Annotated in this window: 19 protein-coding genes; 10 read left to right on the top strand and 9 right to left on the bottom strand. The window is 63.6% G+C overall.

What is annotated here, in order from left to right; genetic code table 11:
• Positions 1–393: 393 nt before the first annotated feature.
• Positions 394–561, top strand: a complete 168-nt coding sequence (locus GGD61_RS26615; RefSeq protein ID WP_183231567.1) for a hypothetical protein — start codon at positions 394–396, stop codon at positions 559–561.
• 164 nt (positions 562–725) lie between these two features.
• Here the strand turns inward: GGD61_RS26615 and GGD61_RS26610 are convergent, their stop codons facing one another.
• From GGD61_RS26610 to GGD61_RS26590, 5 genes are all read right to left on the bottom strand, one after another.
• Complete coding sequence (locus tag GGD61_RS26610) at positions 726–989, bottom strand: hypothetical protein (protein WP_092252399.1); 264 nt, start codon at positions 987–989, stop codon at positions 726–728.
• A 203-nt stretch (positions 990–1,192) separates the two neighbouring features.
• Positions 1,193–1,774, bottom strand: coding sequence for a TIGR00645 family protein (locus GGD61_RS26605; RefSeq protein WP_092252397.1), 582 nt, complete (start codon positions 1,772–1,774; stop codon positions 1,193–1,195).
• A 33-nt stretch (positions 1,775–1,807) separates the two neighbouring features.
• Positions 1,808–2,443, bottom strand: a complete 636-nt coding sequence (locus tag GGD61_RS26600; RefSeq protein WP_018319996.1) for a TerC family protein — start codon at positions 2,441–2,443, stop codon at positions 1,808–1,810.
• Entirely contained in the window at positions 2,440–2,802 is a 363-nt protein-coding gene (locus GGD61_RS26595) for a hypothetical protein (RefSeq protein WP_092252395.1), read from the bottom strand. The genes GGD61_RS26600 and GGD61_RS26595 overlap by 4 nt, the downstream gene beginning before the upstream one ends.
• Positions 2,803–2,804: 2 nt before the next feature.
• Positions 2,805–3,278, bottom strand: coding sequence for a tellurite resistance TerB family protein (locus GGD61_RS26590; protein WP_092252393.1), 474 nt, complete (start codon positions 3,276–3,278; stop codon positions 2,805–2,807).
• Positions 3,279–3,778: 500 nt separating this feature from the next.
• Between GGD61_RS26590 and GGD61_RS26585 the strand changes: the two genes are divergently transcribed.
• The 3 genes from GGD61_RS26585 to GGD61_RS26575 all read left to right on the top strand — a co-directional run bounded on the left by GGD61_RS26585 (position 3,779) and on the right by GGD61_RS26575 (position 6,104).
• A complete protein-coding gene (locus GGD61_RS26585) occupies positions 3,779–4,606 on the top strand; it encodes a class II glutamine amidotransferase (protein ID WP_092252391.1) in 828 nt (275 codons plus the stop codon).
• Between the two features lie 19 nt (positions 4,607–4,625).
• On the top strand, positions 4,626–5,855 hold the full coding sequence (locus GGD61_RS26580; RefSeq protein ID WP_092252389.1) for a carboxylate-amine ligase: 1,230 nt from the start codon (positions 4,626–4,628) through the stop codon (positions 5,853–5,855).
• Between the two features lie 63 nt (positions 5,856–5,918).
• Entirely contained in the window at positions 5,919–6,104 is a 186-nt protein-coding gene (locus tag GGD61_RS26575; protein WP_018319991.1) for a hypothetical protein, read from the top strand.
• Between the two features lie 13 nt (positions 6,105–6,117).
• Here the strand turns inward: GGD61_RS26575 and GGD61_RS26570 are convergent, their stop codons facing one another.
• Positions 6,118–6,426 (bottom strand): hypothetical protein, encoded by a 309-nt coding sequence (locus GGD61_RS26570; protein ID WP_244550597.1) that lies wholly within the window; start codon positions 6,424–6,426, stop codon positions 6,118–6,120.
• Between the two features lie 377 nt (positions 6,427–6,803).
• On the opposite strand from GGD61_RS26570, the gene GGD61_RS26565 reads away from it, so the two are divergent.
• Positions 6,804–7,943 (top strand): hypothetical protein, encoded by a 1,140-nt coding sequence (locus GGD61_RS26565; protein ID WP_092253040.1) that lies wholly within the window; start codon positions 6,804–6,806, stop codon positions 7,941–7,943.
• An 8-nt stretch (positions 7,944–7,951) separates the two neighbouring features.
• Here the strand turns inward: GGD61_RS26565 and gor are convergent, their stop codons facing one another.
• Genes gor through rpiA form a run of 3 tightly spaced genes read right to left on the bottom strand, consistent with a single transcriptional unit; the run spans position 7,952 to position 10,645 of the window.
• Positions 7,952–9,340 carry a glutathione-disulfide reductase gene (gene gor, locus GGD61_RS26560; RefSeq protein WP_092252387.1) on the bottom strand — a complete coding sequence of 463 codons (1,389 nt, stop codon included), beginning with the start codon at positions 9,338–9,340 and terminating at the stop codon, positions 7,952–7,954.
• Between the two features lie 46 nt (positions 9,341–9,386).
• The gene (locus tag GGD61_RS26555) at positions 9,387–9,929 is read right to left on the bottom strand and encodes a DUF2059 domain-containing protein (protein WP_092252385.1); all 543 of its coding nucleotides are present in this window, start codon (positions 9,927–9,929) and stop codon (positions 9,387–9,389) included.
• A 2-nt stretch (positions 9,930–9,931) separates the two neighbouring features.
• Positions 9,932–10,645 (bottom strand): ribose-5-phosphate isomerase RpiA, encoded by a 714-nt coding sequence (gene rpiA / locus GGD61_RS26550; RefSeq protein ID WP_092253038.1) that lies wholly within the window; start codon positions 10,643–10,645, stop codon positions 9,932–9,934.
• Positions 10,646–10,813: 168 nt separating this feature from the next.
• Between rpiA and GGD61_RS26545 the strand changes: the two genes are divergently transcribed.
• The 5 genes from GGD61_RS26545 to GGD61_RS26525 all read left to right on the top strand — a co-directional run bounded on the left by GGD61_RS26545 (position 10,814) and on the right by GGD61_RS26525 (position 16,705).
• The gene (locus GGD61_RS26545) at positions 10,814–11,488 is read left to right on the top strand and encodes an HAD family hydrolase (RefSeq protein ID WP_092252383.1); all 675 of its coding nucleotides are present in this window, start codon (positions 10,814–10,816) and stop codon (positions 11,486–11,488) included.
• 353 nt (positions 11,489–11,841) lie between these two features.
• Positions 11,842–12,861 carry a GTP 3',8-cyclase MoaA gene (gene moaA, locus GGD61_RS26540; RefSeq protein WP_092252377.1) on the top strand — a complete coding sequence of 340 codons (1,020 nt, stop codon included), beginning with the start codon at positions 11,842–11,844 and terminating at the stop codon, positions 12,859–12,861.
• Between the two features lie 171 nt (positions 12,862–13,032).
• Positions 13,033–13,614: a TRAP transporter small permease subunit gene (locus tag GGD61_RS26535; RefSeq protein WP_092252375.1), complete on the top strand. Its 582-nt coding sequence runs from the start codon at positions 13,033–13,035 to the stop codon at positions 13,612–13,614.
• A 26-nt stretch (positions 13,615–13,640) separates the two neighbouring features.
• On the top strand, positions 13,641–15,296 hold the full coding sequence (locus GGD61_RS26530; protein ID WP_183231566.1) for a TRAP transporter large permease subunit: 1,656 nt from the start codon (positions 13,641–13,643) through the stop codon (positions 15,294–15,296).
• Between the two features lie 119 nt (positions 15,297–15,415).
• Entirely contained in the window at positions 15,416–16,705 is a 1,290-nt protein-coding gene (locus GGD61_RS26525) for a M20/M25/M40 family metallo-hydrolase (protein WP_183231565.1), read from the top strand.
• Positions 16,706–16,768 lie beyond the last annotated feature (63 nt).

Below are 16,768 nucleotides of genomic sequence, written 5' to 3'. Positions count from 1 at the left end.
CCGACATTTGTAAAAGGCGTTCACCGGGGATCTTAGCGTTGCTTCACGTAAAAGATGTGAAACGGCACATACGCGGCAGGAAAGGTATTTCACCTATCGAGTTTCTGAAGGCGTGCCTTAGGCACTAGTTGGCGCAGAAAGGGCCACGACCGTGATGCAGGAGCAAGGTGATGTCACGAGCCTGTGGCATGTTCGTTGCACATTGGCGTCAACTGAGATTTCAGTGCTCAGTTAGAGAATAGGGCGCCGCCGGGACGCATATTTCAAGCCCGGCCGCGCCTCTTTTAACTGCTGCCCTGCTCTCGCGCCGTCATAAATCCGTAATTTTCAGGCATCGAACCTTGGCGCTGTCGCCCGATTTGCTTAGGAGTAAGGCCGCGAGAGGACCTGATCATGACCGACAATACGCAATGCGACGACGCTAAGCGAAATCGCCTGCTCGAAGCAGCTCAGCAGGAGATGATCAAGTTCGAACGCAAAGAGAACGAGTTCCGCAAGAGGGATCGTGCCGAGAGAGCGGCGGAACTGCAATTGCCTCTGGTAAAGCTCAATATTCATTGATTACGTTGCCGGCAGTTTCCAGCCATGGTCCATCTAGCTCGGGTCGCGCCGTCGGATTCTGGCTACTGTTCGGATTCGACAAGCTCATTAGCGGTTGAACTGCCAGCGCCCTGGCTGGCGGTAAACCGGACGTCAGGCGGACAGCCGATTAATGAGTACAGGCCCTAACGGATAATCGTCGTCAGGGACGAGTAGCGCCTGTTGGGCTTGGCCTCGCCCGGCGCGAACTGCGAGAACGCGTCGCTGACGCGGACCGCCGGCGGCGTGTCGGTCGCAAACCGAAACTCCTTCGGCCGCGGTGCGTAGAAGCTGGCGCGATAATAGGCGTCGTCGAAGCGCGCCTCGCCGACCCCGAACAATGCGTCACAGACGAGCAGGAGCGCGTAGACTCCCGCGACCGATGCGACGATCTCCCTTAGAGTTGACATGCCGATAGCCCTGCCCTTTTGCGAGCAGGATGCAGATCGGTTCCAAAGGCCTGGTTTAAGGCGCCAGGCTTCTTGTCTGCAGGGTTTGCTGCTGCTGAGCGGATTGCAGACAATTTTATCGATGGAAAAAGGAGCCCGCCGGATCGGACGATCAGGCGGGCTCAGGATTGGCCGCTCGGGAGGTTATCAGACGGCCAGGTTCGTCAGCCGTGGGCGGCCTCCTTGCGATGGCCGTTGTCGCTGAGGCGGTCGACCCAGGCGATTCCGATCGCCGAGACGATGAAGGTCATGTGGATCAGCACCTGCCACATCACGCCGGTCTCGGTGAAATTGCTGCGCGTGGTGCCGAGATTGCCGGCCTCGATGAAGGTCCTGAGCAACGAGATCGAGGAGATGCCGATGATCGCCATCGCGAGCTTGATCTTGAGCACGCTGGCATTGACATGGCTCAGCCATTCCGGCTCGTCGGGATGGCCGGTCAGGTTCAGGCGGGACACGAAGGTCTCGTAGCCGCCGACAATCACCATGATCAGGAGGTTCGAGATCATGACGACGTCGATCAGCCCGAGCACGACCAGCATGATCTGCTGCTCGCTGGCGTCGAACGAGTGCGCGACCAGATGCCAGAGCTCCTTCAGGAACAGCAGCACATAGACGGCCTGCGCGACGATCAGGCCGACATAGAGCGGCACTTGCAGCCAACGGGAGCCAAAGATGAGCTGCGCAAACAGGCCTAGGCGCGGCGGCTCGCCTTGCGCCGAAGGTGCTTTGGGTTCGGACGTCATGAATTACTCCGGATTGCGGAAAGAGTTGTCGCCTCAGAGACTCGCGATGACAGGCGCGAGCTCGAGCGAGCCCCGATAGATCATCTCGAAGGCGACGTAAATGATGATGGCGAGGCCGACATAGGCGACCCAGCGATGCTTCTGGAGCACGCGACCAAGCAGATCGGCGGCAACACCCATCATCGCCACCGACAGCAACAGCCCGAAGACGAGAATGTAGGGATGCTCGCGCGCGGCGCCCGCGACCGCGAGCACGTTGTCGAGCGACATCGAGACGTCGGCGGCGACGATCTGCACCGCAGCCTGACCGAAGGTCTTTCGCTGCACGGTCGCACCGTCCGCGCCGCCGCCATGGCTGAACGCCAGCTGCCCCCCATGCGACTGCTCGCGCAGCTCGCGCCACATCTTCCAGCAAACCCAGAGCAGCAGCACGCCGCCGGCAAGCAACAGGCCGATGACCTGCAGCAGCTGGGTCGCGACGCCGGCGAAGACGATGCGCAGTACCGTGGCGGCGGCGATACCGACGATGATGGCGCGGCGGCGCTGTTTGGCCGGAAGTCCCGCTGCGGCGAGGCCGATGACGACGGCATTGTCGCCGGCGAGAACGAGGTCGATCAGGACGACTTGAAGCAGCGCAGTGAGCGCTTCGGGCGTGATGAATTCAGTCATGATTGATCATTTTTCGATGCGGATGGATCGAGCCAATGCGGCTTCTTCCGCTCGACCCAATCCAGGACCTTCGAACGTGAGGAGCGCAACGCAGGCACGTCCTCGGCAAGCAGCGCGAGACCGAGCGGCAGCATCCAGACGCCGAGGATCGGAAGGAAGGAAAGCACGCCGCCCACAATGAGGAGCGCGCCCGATGGAATTCTGACCCAGCGGTTCGACGGCTTGAGCAGATAGGTGACGGTGTCACCCATGCGCGGCGGCAGTCGATCGACGAGCTTTTCGAGGCGCGGGTCGCCGCCGGCCATTTCGCTGGCGGGACCTGCGGCTTCACTCGTACGCTCGTGCGATGCTGCGCTCATGCTTACTCCTCTGTGGCCATCTGCCGTTCGGTGCGCCCTTGACCCGACGTGACCGGCTTCGCGCGCGGCAGCACCAGCGTCAGCAAGCGCAACAATTTTATCGCCTGCACTTCGCGGGGATGGACGTCCTCATCCGCCGCAGCCACCCGCTCCGACAGCTCAATCAAATGGGACGACAGCGGCAAGTTCGAAACCGGCCGCAGCGTGTCGATCACGACATTGGCAAAATCCGGTTCCTCGAGCCGTTCGGCGAGCTCATCGAACATCGCATAGAGCCGTTCGTCCGAGATGTGCGGCGCCAGCTTGCGATCCTTGATGAAACGGATCACCTCGTCGCGCTCGACCGGCGAAACGCGCCGGTCGGCAACCGCAACCAGCGCGCCCACGATCACCAGCGCAACCGCGGCCTGCTCGTTCAGGCTGGACGGTTCCGTGATTTCGATTTCGATCGGATTTGAATGCTTGGCGTCAGTCATCGTTGCTCCTCAATGTTGCGAAATGGCCGCACGGAGCTGCGATGGGGACGAATGGTCGGAGAGAGAGTACAGAGGCCCGACGATCGGCCGATCCATCGCATTCGCGCGGGACAGGTCATCCGACATCACGAGGTTTGCCGACGAACGTCGGCGTCCTCGCCAGAGGGGCCCGGATTCTTGTTCGTGTCAGAGATAAAGGTGGGTCCGTCGGAATCAAGGCGAGATGACTGCGACCAGCCGCCGCATCGGTTCCGCGGTCGTGCATCTTCGTTAAGCACGTCGCGCTCCGTGTCCCGGACGCGATGCAACGCGTAGCGCTGCTGCGCAGAGCCGGGACCCAGATGGCGCACCCAACCTTATGGGCCCCGGCTCAGCAGTGCGCCGCCAAGAGGCGCTGCACTGCGTCCGGGGCAAGCCCTCGGCGCCGGGAACGTCGCCTCGGCGGGTGTGTTGGTGCAACTCAGCACGCATTGTCTGACAGGAAGCCGCAAGGAACTCCCATGTGCCGCTGGATCGCATACCGGGGCGAGACCACCTCGTTTGAGCCTTACGTCACCGAGCCCGAACATTCGCTGGTCGCGCAGAGCATCCGCTCGCTGCAATCCACGGCGGGCTCGAACGGCGACGGCTTTGGTCTCGGCTGGTACGGCGAGCATCCGGAGCCCGGCCTTTATCGCGAGACCCGCCCGGCCTGGTCGGACGAAAACCTGCGCTACCTCTGCCGGCATCTGCGCTCGCACTTGTTCTTTGCCCATGTGCGCGCCGCCACCGGCACGGCGGTGACGCGACAGAATTGCCATCCCTTTGCCTGCGGCCACTGGATGTTCATGCACAACGGATTCGTCGGGAGCTGGAATCGGCTGCGGCGCAAGGTCGAGGCGCTGATCCCCGATGCCTATTATCCATCGCGGCTGGGCACGACCGATTCGGAGGCTGTGTTCCTGGCGATGATGGGTGCCGGGCTCGACAGCGATCCGCTTCAAGCGACGCGGCGCGTGCTGCACGCCCTCGTCGGCCTCGTCAACGAGGGGCAGCTGCGCGAACGGCTGCGCTTCACCAGTGCGATCGCGAACGGCCGGGATCTCTATGCGTTTCGCGTTGCGGTCAACGACGCCGCAAACACGCTGTATTACCGGGAGGACGGCGGCCAGGTCATCGTCGTGTCCGAACCCTTCGACAAGGAATCGGATTGGTCCGAAGTGCCGCCAAATCACGCGCTGATCGCGCGCGCGTCCGAAAACGTGAAGATTGTTCCGTTCGACGTTGCAATTTCCGGTGAGTGCGACGCGGAACCCGCCCCCGTCAGACGGATTATCGCCCGCAGGTAATGCCTTTGCCGGGTGGCCAATGACATCTACTTCGGACGTTTTGAAACTGCTGCGCCTCGATTCCTCGGGTGATAGGCAGCACCTGGTCATTCGCTCTGCCGGCGGCGGGGCCAAGGCGGCTGAATATTCCTTCGGCATCGAGGAGGAGTACTTCCTGGCGGACCGCCGCAGCTTCGACGTCGCCATTCAAACTCCGAACGAGCTGTTCGAATCGGCGAATTGGTCGACCGGCGGCCAGGCCATGCGGGAGATGCTGCAATCCCAGCTCGAGGTCGCCACCAACGTTCACGTCGACGTCAACGACGCCCGCGAAGAGCTTCGCTTCCTGCGGCGCGAAGTCGCCAACGTCGCCGCGCAATATGGTTTCGTGATCATGGCCTGCGGCACGCACCCGACCGCGGTCTGGCGCATGTCGCAGCCAAGCCCGAAACCGCGCTATGAGGAGATGATCGAGGATCTGCGCAGCATCGGCCATCGCAACATGATGTGCGGCATGCATGTGCACGTCCAGCTGCCCGATCCCGAGAAGCGCATGGCGGTGATGCGGGCGATGCTGCCGCATCTGCCGCTGTTCATCGCGCTGTCCGCGTCCTCCCCGTTCTGGAATTCGCACAAGACCGGACTGAAGGGCTACCGTCTCGCCGCCTATTCCGAGCTGCCGCGCACCGGCCTGCCCGAACTGTTCGAGAGCAGGCAGGATTACGACGACTATGTCGGCGCGCTGCAGCGCTCCGGCGTCATTCCCGACGAGAGCCACATCTGGTGGGCGATGCGCCCCTCGATGCGGCACCCAACCCTCGAGCTTCGGGCGCCCGACACCTGCACCTTCGTCGACGATGCCGTCGCCATCGCCTCGCTCTATCGCTGCCTGACGCGCCGCCTCTATCTGCGACCGGATCTGTCCAAGGGGGTCACCGCGGTCGAACGCGCAATTGCGGTGGAGAATAAATGGCGCGCCCAGCGCTACGGCACCGATTGCATCTTCGCCTCCAGAGACGGACCGGTCACGATCTCGGAGATGCTCTCCCGAATCATCGACGACATCACCGAGGACGCCGACGCACTGGGCTGCGCCGCCGAGATCGAGCATTGCCGGGTCATTGTGGACCGCGGCAGCTCGGCCGAATTCCAGCTTCGCGCCTATCGCGAAAACGGCGACGACATCGCAGCCGTGTCACGATGGATCGCTACATCGACGATCTCAGGAACCAGCGCGCCGATCGGGCGCAGCGCTCCAGCGCCGTCATAGCGCCCGCGCAAGCTTCCCGGACGAGAACGTCATTTCTGAATTTGCTACGCCGTGGGGGAATGCATGACTGACATCGCCTGGTGCGCCGGTTGCGGCCACAGCCTGGTCCCGATCCTGTCCGAGAACGGCCGCGCGCGGCCAAGCTGCTTCTGGTGCGAGGGCGTCGACGCCCGGACCATGGAGATGGCAAAGTGGGCTGACAGCCCGGCCGGCAAGCCGGATCGGGCCGCGCCTCACGCCTTTGATTGAGCCGCCCTCTGCGTCAAACCCGCGCCACCACGCGCGGACGGAACACGGAATCCGCGGTCGGCGAAAGCGCCGTGACCGGCTTTCGCGTCGGCCGGCGCCGCGGGATGAAGAAATTGTTCACGACGATCGGCTCGTGATCGCCGAGCGCGATCCGCTCCTTCGCGAGCAGGCTCATGACCGAGCGCATCTTGATGACTTCCTGCGCCACGAAGCTGCAATCCTCGTCGCGGTTGATCTGCTCATGCATGATCGCTTCGGCCTCGCGCATGCTGACGCGGAGTGCTCTGATGGTTCTGCGAATTTCGCTGATACGGTTGTCCATGGCTGCCTCCATCTCGGTTGCAGCATAAGAACAAAACGTGAACAATCTGTCAATCGCCGCCCTGCCTTGTCGCGACGTTTCCGCTAAATCCCGAAGGCGCCCATCGGACCGATCCGGCACCGCCGCCGCTGCACGCGCACTCCCGCCCTGCCGACAAATTAGACAGGTCCCCTCACTGCGCCGGACGCGCGCATCCCCGGCACGCGTCCGACCAGCAGAACAAGCCGTTGATCTAACCTCCCGTGCAACCACCGGATTTTTCCTGAACGGGCACGCCGGCATCGCGGCGTCAGGCCCGCTTGCTGCTTCGCAAACCAACTGGCCCAAAATTCGCAATGACGCTGCAAGCGAAGCAACGGCGCAGAGCGGAGAACGTCATGAACGTGCATGCTGCGGGCGATCTCAAGACGACCGGCCTCACCCATCCGAATGGCGCGCCGCTCCGCCTCAACACGCAGGACTTCATCGCGATCGATCGCGATCGGAAAGCGAAGTTCGAGGCGACGTATCGCCCGCAAGCGCTCTACAATCGCGCCAATGAAGGCTTTCACGCCAACAACGAAACCTTCCTGCTCCACGAAGTCGCGACCAATCTGCCGATCTACCGTCCCGACACCGGTCCCACCGACTTCCATCTGCATCTGCCGCCCGGCGGCTTTCAGCTCGTGCTGGTCACCTCGGGCGCTTTCACGTTCGACTATGACGGGCGCTTCTACAATGTCGGCCCCGGCGCGGTGATGCTGCAAAGCGCGATCGTGCATCGCCAGCTGTTCTACACCTGGTCGGGTTTGCCAACTGAAGAGAATTTGAAGACGCCGCAGACGGTGGTGCCGGATCCGGTCTCGATGGGCTATTCGGGCAAATTCCTCGAAGCCTTCATCACCGATCCCACCACCTTTCCGAATCCCACCATCGTCGGTCCCGATCAGATCAACGAAGCCGAAACGCCGCGCGTGGCCTGGAGCCATCCGTTGCACGATCGCCCGGCCAATGCCGGCTTCTGGCTTCAGGATCCCCTGGCGCTGGATGCACTGTTCAAGCCGCTTGGCGACGGCTCGATCAAATCGGCGCTGTCCGTTTACGTGCGCGATATCGGCATCGAGGCACCGAGCGGCCAGCTCGTCACCGGCCACATCATCGCAACCGATCCGCGCGGCCGGTCGCTTCTGCCGAAGAGCACATCGGCATCCGCGGACGCCGCCTCGTTCGCCAAGGGCGAGGTCGTGATCTATCGCGTCATTCGCGGCACGGCCGAATTCAGGAACAAGGCAGGCGAGACCTTCGAGCTCGCGGCCGGCGACGTCGTGACCGCAGGCAAGAGCTCGATCAGCCTCATTGCGGTCGGTGAGAACACGCAGGTGCTCCGGCTCGGCCTTCTCAGGGGTATCGACGACCTTCGCGGCTGGACGCCGACGCAGCGCGACGAGATCGACGGTCTCGCCGGCCAGATCATCACGCAGAAGGACATTCGTCCGCTCCGCACCGAAGGCAAGCCTGTCGGATATCTCTACGCTTAGGAGACGCCCTACTCCGCGGCCTGGCGCACGTGGCGCGCGGTCGGGGTGCGCATGGTGACGAGCTCTTCGGCTGCGGTCGGATGCAGCGCGATGGTCGCGTCGAAATCGGCCTTGGTCGCCTTCATCTTCACCGCGATCGCGACGGCTTGCGTGATCTCGGCTGCGGCATCGCCGACGATGTGGCAGCCGAGCACGCGATCGGTCGAGCCGTCGACGACGAGCTTCATCAGCACGCGGGTGTCGCGGCCGGACATCGTCGCCTTGATCGGGCGGAACGAGGTCTTGTAGATGTCGACGTGACTGAACTGCGCGCGCGCTTCAGTCTCGGTGAGACCAACGGTGCCGACCTCTGGCTGCGAGAACACGGCGGTCGGGATGTTGGCGTGGTCGACCTTCACCTCGCGCTTGCCGAACACGGTGTCGGCGAAGGCGTGGCCTTCGCGGATCGCCACCGGCGTCAGGTTGAAGCGATGGGTGACGTCGCCGATCGCGTAGATGCTGTCGACCGAGCTCCTGGAGAAATGATCGACCGCGATGCCGCCATTCGCAGGATTAATGGCAACGCCGGCGTTCTCGAGCCCGAGATTGGCCACCGCCGGATGGCGGCCGATCGCGAACATCACCTGCTCCGAGGCGATGCTCGATCCGTTCGACAGATGCGTGGTGAATTCATCGCCGTGGCGGTCGACCTTGCTCACCGTGCAGCCGGTGAGAATGGTGATGCCCTGCTTCTCCATCTCGGCACGAACGTGGACGCGAACGTCCTCGTCAAAACCGCGGAGGATGTTGTCGCCGCGATAGATCACAGTGACGTCGGAGCCGAAGCCGGCGAAGATGCCGGCGAATTCCAGCGCAATGTAGCCGCCGCCCTGGATCACGATCCGCTTCGGCAGCCTCGCAAGGTGGAACGCCTCGTTGGAGGAGATCACGTGCTCGATGCCGGGAATCGATGCGCCGTGGTTGGGCGCGCCGCCGGTGGCGATCAGGATGTATCTTGCGGTGATCTTGCGGTCGTTTTCGAGCAGACGGATGGTGTGCTTGTCCTCGATCACCGCGCGGCTCTTGACGATCTGCGCGCCTGACTTCTCGACATTGGCGGTATAGGCCGCCTCCAGCCGCGCGATCTCCTTGTCCTTGTTGGCGATCAGCGTCGGCCAGTCGAAGCTGGCAGGCGGAACGGTCCAGCCGAAACCTGCGGCGTCCTCGAGCTCGTGGCGAAAATGCGAGCCGATCACGAACAGCTTCTTCGGCACGCAGCCGCGGATCACGCAGGTCCCGCCCATGCGGTACTCTTCCGCGATCGTCACGCGGGCGCCGTAGCCCGCCGCGATGCGGGCGGCACGCACGCCGCCCGAGCCGCCACCGATGACGAAGAGGTCGACGTCGAATTCAGCCATTGTCCACTCCGACCCCTGTCAGGAATTCCTGATCAGATAGTGTCTGTCAGATCTCCTTGCCACGCTTGCGCATCTCGGCGCGGAAGGCTCCCATCACGGTCTCGGCGAAGTTCTGGGCCCAGGAATTCATGAAGGCCATGGACAGGCCGATGGCGCGCGGCTCGGCGTCGATCAGCTTCTTGCCCAGCGGCGACTTGTAGAAGGTGACGAGATCCTTCAGCTCCTGCTCGGTGAACTCGCTGGCGTAGATCTGCGCCATGCCTTCGCCGATCTCGTTCTGGCGGCCTTGCAGCTGCTGGGCGACGATCGGGGCGACCTCGTTGAGGTCCTTCTGGTAGTTGAGGTTCTGCTGGGTCAGCGCGATCTTGGTCTTCTCGACCAGACCGGGCACTGCGCCCGCGTACATCGCGGTGGCGTTCTTGATCTGCAGGATCTCCCTCGCCGCCGCGATCGCCGCAGGCGAGGCCTTGGGCTGGGCGGGTGCGGCGCCAGCCTTGGGCGCAGCCTGCTGCGCGGCGGCCGGGACGACCGAGAGGGCCAGTCCCACAGCGAGGGTCGCAGCCGGCAAAAATCTCAAAACGCTCTTCATTCCTAGTCTCCTTTCGGCTTACGCCGTTCAATCACGCGAATTCCCTCGCCGCCCGCCAGAACAGCCGAGCTGGCCAAGCCGATGAACAACCCATGCTCGACCACGCCGGGAATCGCGCTCAACGCGCTGGCGAGGCCGGCAGGATCCCCGATCTGTCCGAGCTGGGCATCGACGATCCAGTGGCCGCCGTCGGTGACGAAAACGTGGCCTTCCTTGGCTTTGCGGACTGCCATTTGCCCGGAAACGCCGCATTCGGCAAATGCCTTCTCGATCGCCCGGCGCGTCGCGCCGAGCCCGAACGGGATGACCTCGACCGGCAGCGGAAAGCGGCCGAGCGTCGGCACCCATTTGGTGTCATCTGCAATCACGATCATGCGATCCGAGGCCGCCGCCACGATCTTCTCGCGCAGCAGCGCGCCGCCGCCGCCCTTGATCAGGTTGAGCGCCGGATCGATTTCGTCGGCGCCGTCGATGGTGATGTCGAGATGGTCGATCTCGTCGAGCGTGGTCAGCGGCACGCCGCACCGCACAGCATCGAGGCGAGTCGCCTCCGAGGTCGGCACGCCGATCACCTTGAGCCCGGCGGCGACGCGCTCGCCGAGCAGCTCGACGAAATGCTTGGCGGTCGAGCCGGTGCCGAGCCCGAGCTGCATGCCGTCCCGCACCTCCTCGAGCGCGCGCGCCGCGGCCTGTCGCTTCAACTGGTCCATATTCACGTTTGCGCCCGCCTCTGAAGTCTCGAACATGCCGCCGATCGTGGCCGCTTTCGGCGGCCTATGTAGCCTCGTTTTCCGCCGGAGAACAGGGTCTGGGAACCAGGCTATAAGCTGAACTTATGGCGCCGCCCCTTGCACTGACCTGACCGGGCCGGTAGCGCTTGGACCATGACCTCCCCTCACACCATCGTCTTCGATCTCGACGGCACGCTTGTGGATACGGCGCCCGACCTGATCACCGCGCTGAACCACGTGCTCGACCGCGAAGGGCTGCCGCCCGTGCCGATGGCCTCGGCCCGCAACATGATCGGCGCCGGCGCCCGCAAGCTGATCGAGCGGGGGCTGGAGGCCGAAGGCCGCACCGTCACCCCCGCCGACATGGACCGGATGACCGCGGATTTCATCGCCTATTACGCCGATCACATCGCCGTCGAATCCCGCCCCTTCGAGGGGCTCGAGGCCGCGCTGGACCATTTTTCCGCGCAAGGCCATCGCCTCGCCGTCTGCACCAACAAGCTGGAATGGCTGTCGAAGCGGCTGCTGGACGAGCTCGACCTCAGCCGCCGCTTCGCGGCGATCTGCGGCGCGGACACCTTTGGCGTCCAGAAGCCCGACCCGACCATCTTTCGTGAAACGGTGGCGCGGGCCGGAGGAGCGGTCAAAGCCAGCATCATGGTCGGCGATGCCGGAACCGATGTCGGGGTGGCCCGCCGGGCCGGAGTGCCGGTGATCGGCGTCAGTTTTGGCTATACCGACGTGCCGATCGCCGAGCTGAAGCCGGACCGGCTGATCCATCACATGCGTGACCTGCCGGCCGCCGCCAGCAGCCTGATGATGACATGACCTCATCAAGATACTGATATCGCTACGGTATTCCGCGAGACCCCGCACTAACCATCCACTAACTATGCGCAGCCCGCCGGTTGCCTGCCCCGGACGACGCTCCTAAGGTCCGGCCCGGGGCTTATGTGGCGGTTTGTCGCAGACGAAGTGGATGGCTCAAGCGTCATGTCATCGCGGTTGCGCTAGCCGGAGCCAGCCTATTGGGAGCGGCAAGATTTGGTGGTGGCTGCTCCGGCAGGCGTTGATCTACGTATACCACCCGATTGTCCTCGTCGCGTCCGATGCTTAGATTGGGTGCCGAGCACCGCTGAAGCCAAGGTGCACCCGTCGCCGTTAGTGACAAGGCCTCTCGCATGAACGGATCCGCCGCGCTGTCCACCCCGATGACCGATCCGTTCGGGCGGACCATCAGCTATTTGCGCGTTTCCGTCACCGATCGCTGCGACCTGCGCTGCTTCTACTGCATGTCGGAAGACATGACGTTCCTGCCCAAGGCGAACCTGTTGACGCTGGAGGAACTCGACCGGCTCTGCTCGGCCTTCATCGCCAAGGGCGTCAAGAAGCTGCGGCTCACCGGTGGCGAGCCGCTGGTCCGGCGCAACGTGATGACGCTGGTCCGCTCGCTGTCGCGGCATCTGTCGAGCGGCGCCCTGAACGAGCTGACGCTGACCACCAACGGCACCCAGCTGGCGAAACACGCAAGCGAGCTCGCCGATTGTGGCGTGCGCCGCATCAACGTCTCGCTCGATACGCTCGATCCCAAGAAGTTTCGTGAGATCACCCGCTGGGGCGAGATCGACAAGGTGCTGGAAGGCATCGAGGCCGCGCGCGGCGCGGGACTTGCCGTGAAGATCAACGCGGTGGCGCTGAAGAAACTCAACGAGGACGAGCTTCCCGACCTGATGCGCTGGGCCCACGGCAAGGGCATGGGCCTGACGCTGATCGAGGTCATGCCGATGGGCGAGATCGGCTCGGGCCGCATCGACCAGTATCTGCCGCTGTCGCTGGTGCGCGCGCGCCTCGCCCAGCAATTCACGCTGACGGATTTAGCGGAGAGCACCGGAGGTCCGGCCCGCTATGTCAGCGTCACCGAGACCGGCGGCAAGCTCGGCTTCATCACGCCGATGACGCATAATTTCTGCGAATCCTGCAACCGGGTTCGTATTACCTGCACGGGAACGCTGCACACCTGTCTCGGCCACGAGGATGCCTCCGATCTGCGGAAACCTCTGCGTGCATCCGATGACGACATGCTGCTTGCGGATGCGATCGACCGCGCCATCGGACTGAAGCCCAAGGGCCACGATTTCATCATCGACCGCCGCCACGATCGCCCCAGCGTCTCCAGGCACATGAGCGTCACCGGCGGCTAACTCCGTACAACTCCGGCCTTATTCCCCTTAACTATCAACAAACTTCCGATTGACTGGCGGCACGGCCGCTGGTTTGGTGCGGCTGCCTCATGCCTGCGCGGCGAGACAAGCCACGCGCCCGCTTCGGCGCAGTCAAGACGGCCGGGGCACACCATCGGGGAGGACCTATCGTTGCAAGCGCTCCTGAAGCTGAGCCAAAGGATTGACGCGTTCACACGCTGGACGGGCAAACGCCTGGCGTGGCTGATCGTGGCCGCCGTCATCATCTCGGCGGTCAATGCAATCGTCCGCAAGACGTTCGACACGTCCTCCAATTCGTGGCTCGAGCTGCAATGGGTGCTGTTCAGTATCGTGTTCCTGCTGTGCTCGCCCTGGACGCTGCTCGACAACGAGCATATCCGCATCGACATCGTGAACAACACGCTGCCGAAGACGGTCCGCAACCTCATCGACGTGGTCGGTCACCTGTTCTTCCTCATCCCGCTGTGCATCGTCATGATCATCACCGGCGTGCCGTTCTTCCAGCGCTCATTCCATATCAACGAGCAATCCGGCAACGCCGGCGGTCTGCCGCAATGGCCCGCCAAATCCCTGATCATGATCGGATTCGCATTCCTGCTCGTTCAAGCCATCTCCGAGCTGATCAAGCGAATTGCCGTCATGCGCGGAATGATTCCGGACCCGCATGAATCCCAGGTGTCGGCGCTGGAGGCGGAAGTCGAGCATCTCGTCGAAGCGATCGAGAAGAAGTAGCCGTTGGCGACGGTTTAGGGGAAATCATGACCGCGTTTATCATCGCCAATATGGCGCCCATCATGTTCGCGTCGCTGGTCGTCATGCTGTTGCTTGGCTACCCCGCGGCCTTCTCGCTCGGTGCCGTCGGCCTGTTCTACGCCATCGTCGGCATCGAGCTCGGCGAGTTCCGCCCGGACTTCCTGCAGGCTCTTCCGGAGCGCGTCTACGGCGTGATGAATAACGACACGCTGCTCGCCATTCCCTTCTTCACCTTCATGGGGCTTGTGCTGGAACGGTCTGGCATGGCCGAGGACCTGCTCGACACCATCGGCCAATTGTTCGGGACCATCCGCGGCGGCCTTGCCTATGCCGTGATCTTCGTCGGCGCGCTGCTCGCCGCAACGACGGGCGTGGTCGCCGCCTCCGTGATCTCGATGGGTCTGATCTCGCTGCCGATCATGCTGCGTTATGGCTATGACCGCCGCGTGGCCGCCGGCGTCATCGCCGCGTCCGGCACGCTCGCGCAGATCATTCCGCCCTCGCTCGTTCTGATCGTGATGGCCGACCAGCTCGGCAAGTCCGTCGGCGACATGTACGAAGGTGCCTTCATCCCCGGTCTCGTGCTCGCCGGCCTCTACGCCGGTTACGCCTTCCTCGTCAGCATGTTCTTCCCGAAGGCCACCCCGGGCCTGCCGAAGGAAGCCATCGGCTTCCGCGAGGAGAGTGGCAGCCGCGGCCTGGTCTCGCTCGGTATGCTGTTCCTCGCGAGCTGCGTGTTCGGTTGGTTCATGATGCGCAATTCGAACGTGCATGGTGCCGATTACGTCGTGCTCAGCATGTTCTGCGGCATCATCTTCGCCTTCGCCGTGGCCGTGGTAAACTGGGTCATCGACAAGCTCACCGGCTTCCGTTTCCTCTCGAAGATGGCGCAGCAGACCACCTTCGTCATGGTGCCGCCGCTGTTCCTGATCTTCCTGGTGCTCGGCACGATCTTCATCGGCATCGCGACGCCGACCGAAGGCGGCGCGATGGGTGCCGCCGGCGCCCTCATCCTCGGTGCCGCGAAGCGGCGGCTGAGCTGGGACCTGATCCGGCAGGCCACGGAATCGACCGCCAAGCTGTCGGCGTTCGTCGTGTTCATCCTGGTCGGCGCCCGCGTGTTCTCGCTGACCTTCTACGGCGTCAACGGCCACGTCTGGGTCGAGCACCTGCTCACCTCGCTGCCCGGCGGCCAGGTCGGCTTCCTGATCTTCGTCAACGTCTTCGTGTTCGTGCTGGCCTTCTTCCTCGACTTCTTCGAGCTGGCCTTCATCGTGATTCCGCTGCTCGGACCTGCCGCCGAGCACCTCGGCATCGACCTGATCTGGTTCGGCGTCATTCTCGGCGTCAACATGCAGACCTCGTTCATGCATCCGCCGTTCGGCTTTGCGCTGTTCTATCTCCGCTCGGTCGCGCCGAAGGAGCGATACACCGATCGCGTCACCGGCAAGCGGATGGAACCGGTCACCACGGGCCAGATCTATTGGGGCGCGGTGCCATTCGTCGTCATCCAGATGATCATGGTCGGCCTGGTGATCGCGTTCCCGTCGATGGTCATGCACTACAAGGGCGTGCAGACCAACATCGATCCCAGCACGATCAAGATCGAAGTGCCGCAGATCGAGCTGCCGCCGCTGGATCTCGGACCGCCGTCGAAGTAGCGGCGGACGCCCCTCGCCGTCGTGCTCCGCTCAAGCGGCGCATGACGCGCGACGGCGCGCGTGACAAGCACCGGAAACGGAGGCATACCGGGCCATCCTCAGTCTATGGACGGCCGCTCATGCCCCGATTGCACCCTGCTCCCTCGGTCCTTGGCCCGTTGATCGCCTCGCTCTGGCTGGCCTGTGCCGCAACGATGGTGCGGGCCGAGCCGATTGCCGATGTTCATGTGCTGGCGCAAAAGGAGCAGCAGCCGCTGCTCGACACGCTGCGCGATCTCGTCAACATCGAATCCGGCAGCAAGGACATCGAAGGCCTGAACCAGATCGCCGAGCGCGTTGCCGGTCAGCTCAAGCAGCTCGGCGGCACGGTGGAGATCCTGCAACCCACCGACATCTATCGCCTCGACGACACGCCCGAGAAGGTCGGGCCGGCCGTGCACGCCGTCTTCAAGGGCACAGGCACCAAGAAGATCATGCTGATCGCCCATATGGACACGGTGTACCTGAAGGGCATGCTGAAGGATCAGCCGTTCCGCATCGACGGCGACAAGGCTTACGGCCTCGGCATCGCCGACGACAAGCAGGGCGTCGCGCTCATCCTCCATACCGTGGCGCTACTGCAAAAGCTGAGCTTCAGGGATTACGGCACGCTCACAGTGCTCACGAACGGCGACGAGGAGATCTCCTCGCCGGGCTGGCGCAGCACCATCACCAAATTCGCCTCGGATCAGGACGCGGTATTCTCGTTCGAAGGCGGCGGAATGGACGGCACGCTGCGCCTCGCCACCAGCGGCATCGGCTCGGCCTATCTCAGCGTGCAAGGCAAGTCGTCACATGCCGGCGCAAGGCCCGAGGGCGGCGTGAATGCGCTGTACGAGCTCTCGCACCAGGTTCTGCAGATGAAGGACCTGTCGAAGCCGGAGCAGGGCCTGAAGCTGAACTGGACGGTCTCCAAATCCGGCACCAACCGCAACGTGATCCCTGCCGACGCCACCGCCCAGGCCGATGCGCGTGCGCTCAAGGTGTCCGACTTCGACGAGTTGGAGAAGGCGCTGCAGGACAAGATCAAGAATCGCCTGCTGCCGGACTCCAAGGTCGCCCTCAAGTTCGAGGTGCGTCGCCCGCCGTTAGAGGCGAATGAGGCCTCGCGCCGCGTGGCCGCCTACGGCAAGACGATCTATGGGGAGATCGGCCTATCCCTCAAGGTCGACGAGAAGGCGACCGGCGGCGGCACCGACGCGGCATTTGCCGCGCTGAAGACCAGCGGAGCCGTGGTGGAGGGCATGGGCCTGTCGGGCTTCGGTGCGCACTCCAACGACGCCGAATATGTGCAGGTGGGCAGCATCGTGCCGCGGCTGTATCTCGCCACACGCATGATCATGGACCTGTCCACGGGCAAGCTGAAATAGGGGCGCGCTTTCTTCCTTCTCCCCTCATGTCCGCCGAGCCTTGGCGAAGGCGGATGTGGGAGA

It is taken from the genome of Bradyrhizobium sp. SBR1B (assembly GCF_014198205.1).
GTDB lineage: Bacteria > Pseudomonadota > Alphaproteobacteria > Rhizobiales > Xanthobacteraceae > Bradyrhizobium.
The sequence above is the reverse complement of the archived record's forward strand: the minus strand, read 5'-3'. Positions and strand labels throughout refer to the sequence as shown.

Coding starts and splice junctions, on each gene's coding strand:
- GGD61_RS26600 (WP_018319996.1), bottom strand. CDS start 2,443: ATGACTGAATTCATCACGCCCGAAGCGCTCACTGCGCTGCTTCAAGTC.
- gor (WP_092252387.1), bottom strand. CDS start 9,340: ATGGCTGAATTCGACGTCGACCTCTTCGTCATCGGTGGCGGCTCGGGC.
- moaA (WP_092252377.1), top strand. CDS start 11,842: ATGAACGGATCCGCCGCGCTGTCCACCCCGATGACCGATCCGTTCGGG.
- GGD61_RS26605 (WP_092252397.1), bottom strand. CDS start 1,774: ATGACGTCCGAACCCAAAGCACCTTCGGCGCAAGGCGAGCCGCCGCGC.
- GGD61_RS26585 (WP_092252391.1), top strand. CDS start 3,779: ATGTGCCGCTGGATCGCATACCGGGGCGAGACCACCTCGTTTGAGCCT.
- GGD61_RS26525 (WP_183231565.1), top strand. CDS start 15,416: ATGCCCCGATTGCACCCTGCTCCCTCGGTCCTTGGCCCGTTGATCGCC.
- GGD61_RS26610 (WP_092252399.1), bottom strand. CDS start 989: ATGTCAACTCTAAGGGAGATCGTCGCATCGGTCGCGGGAGTCTACGCG.
- GGD61_RS26545 (WP_092252383.1), top strand. CDS start 10,814: ATGACCTCCCCTCACACCATCGTCTTCGATCTCGACGGCACGCTTGTG.
- GGD61_RS26575 (WP_018319991.1), top strand. CDS start 5,919: ATGACTGACATCGCCTGGTGCGCCGGTTGCGGCCACAGCCTGGTCCCG.
- GGD61_RS26615 (WP_183231567.1), top strand. CDS start 394: ATGACCGACAATACGCAATGCGACGACGCTAAGCGAAATCGCCTGCTC.
- GGD61_RS26565 (WP_092253040.1), top strand. CDS start 6,804: ATGAACGTGCATGCTGCGGGCGATCTCAAGACGACCGGCCTCACCCAT.
- GGD61_RS26580 (WP_092252389.1), top strand. CDS start 4,626: ATGACATCTACTTCGGACGTTTTGAAACTGCTGCGCCTCGATTCCTCG.
- GGD61_RS26555 (WP_092252385.1), bottom strand. CDS start 9,929: ATGAAGAGCGTTTTGAGATTTTTGCCGGCTGCGACCCTCGCTGTGGGA.
- GGD61_RS26590 (WP_092252393.1), bottom strand. CDS start 3,278: ATGACTGACGCCAAGCATTCAAATCCGATCGAAATCGAAATCACGGAA.
- GGD61_RS26595 (WP_092252395.1), bottom strand. CDS start 2,802: ATGAGCGCAGCATCGCACGAGCGTACGAGTGAAGCCGCAGGTCCCGCC.
- GGD61_RS26570 (WP_244550597.1), bottom strand. CDS start 6,426: ATGGACAACCGTATCAGCGAAATTCGCAGAACCATCAGAGCACTCCGC.
- GGD61_RS26530 (WP_183231566.1), top strand. CDS start 13,641: ATGACCGCGTTTATCATCGCCAATATGGCGCCCATCATGTTCGCGTCG.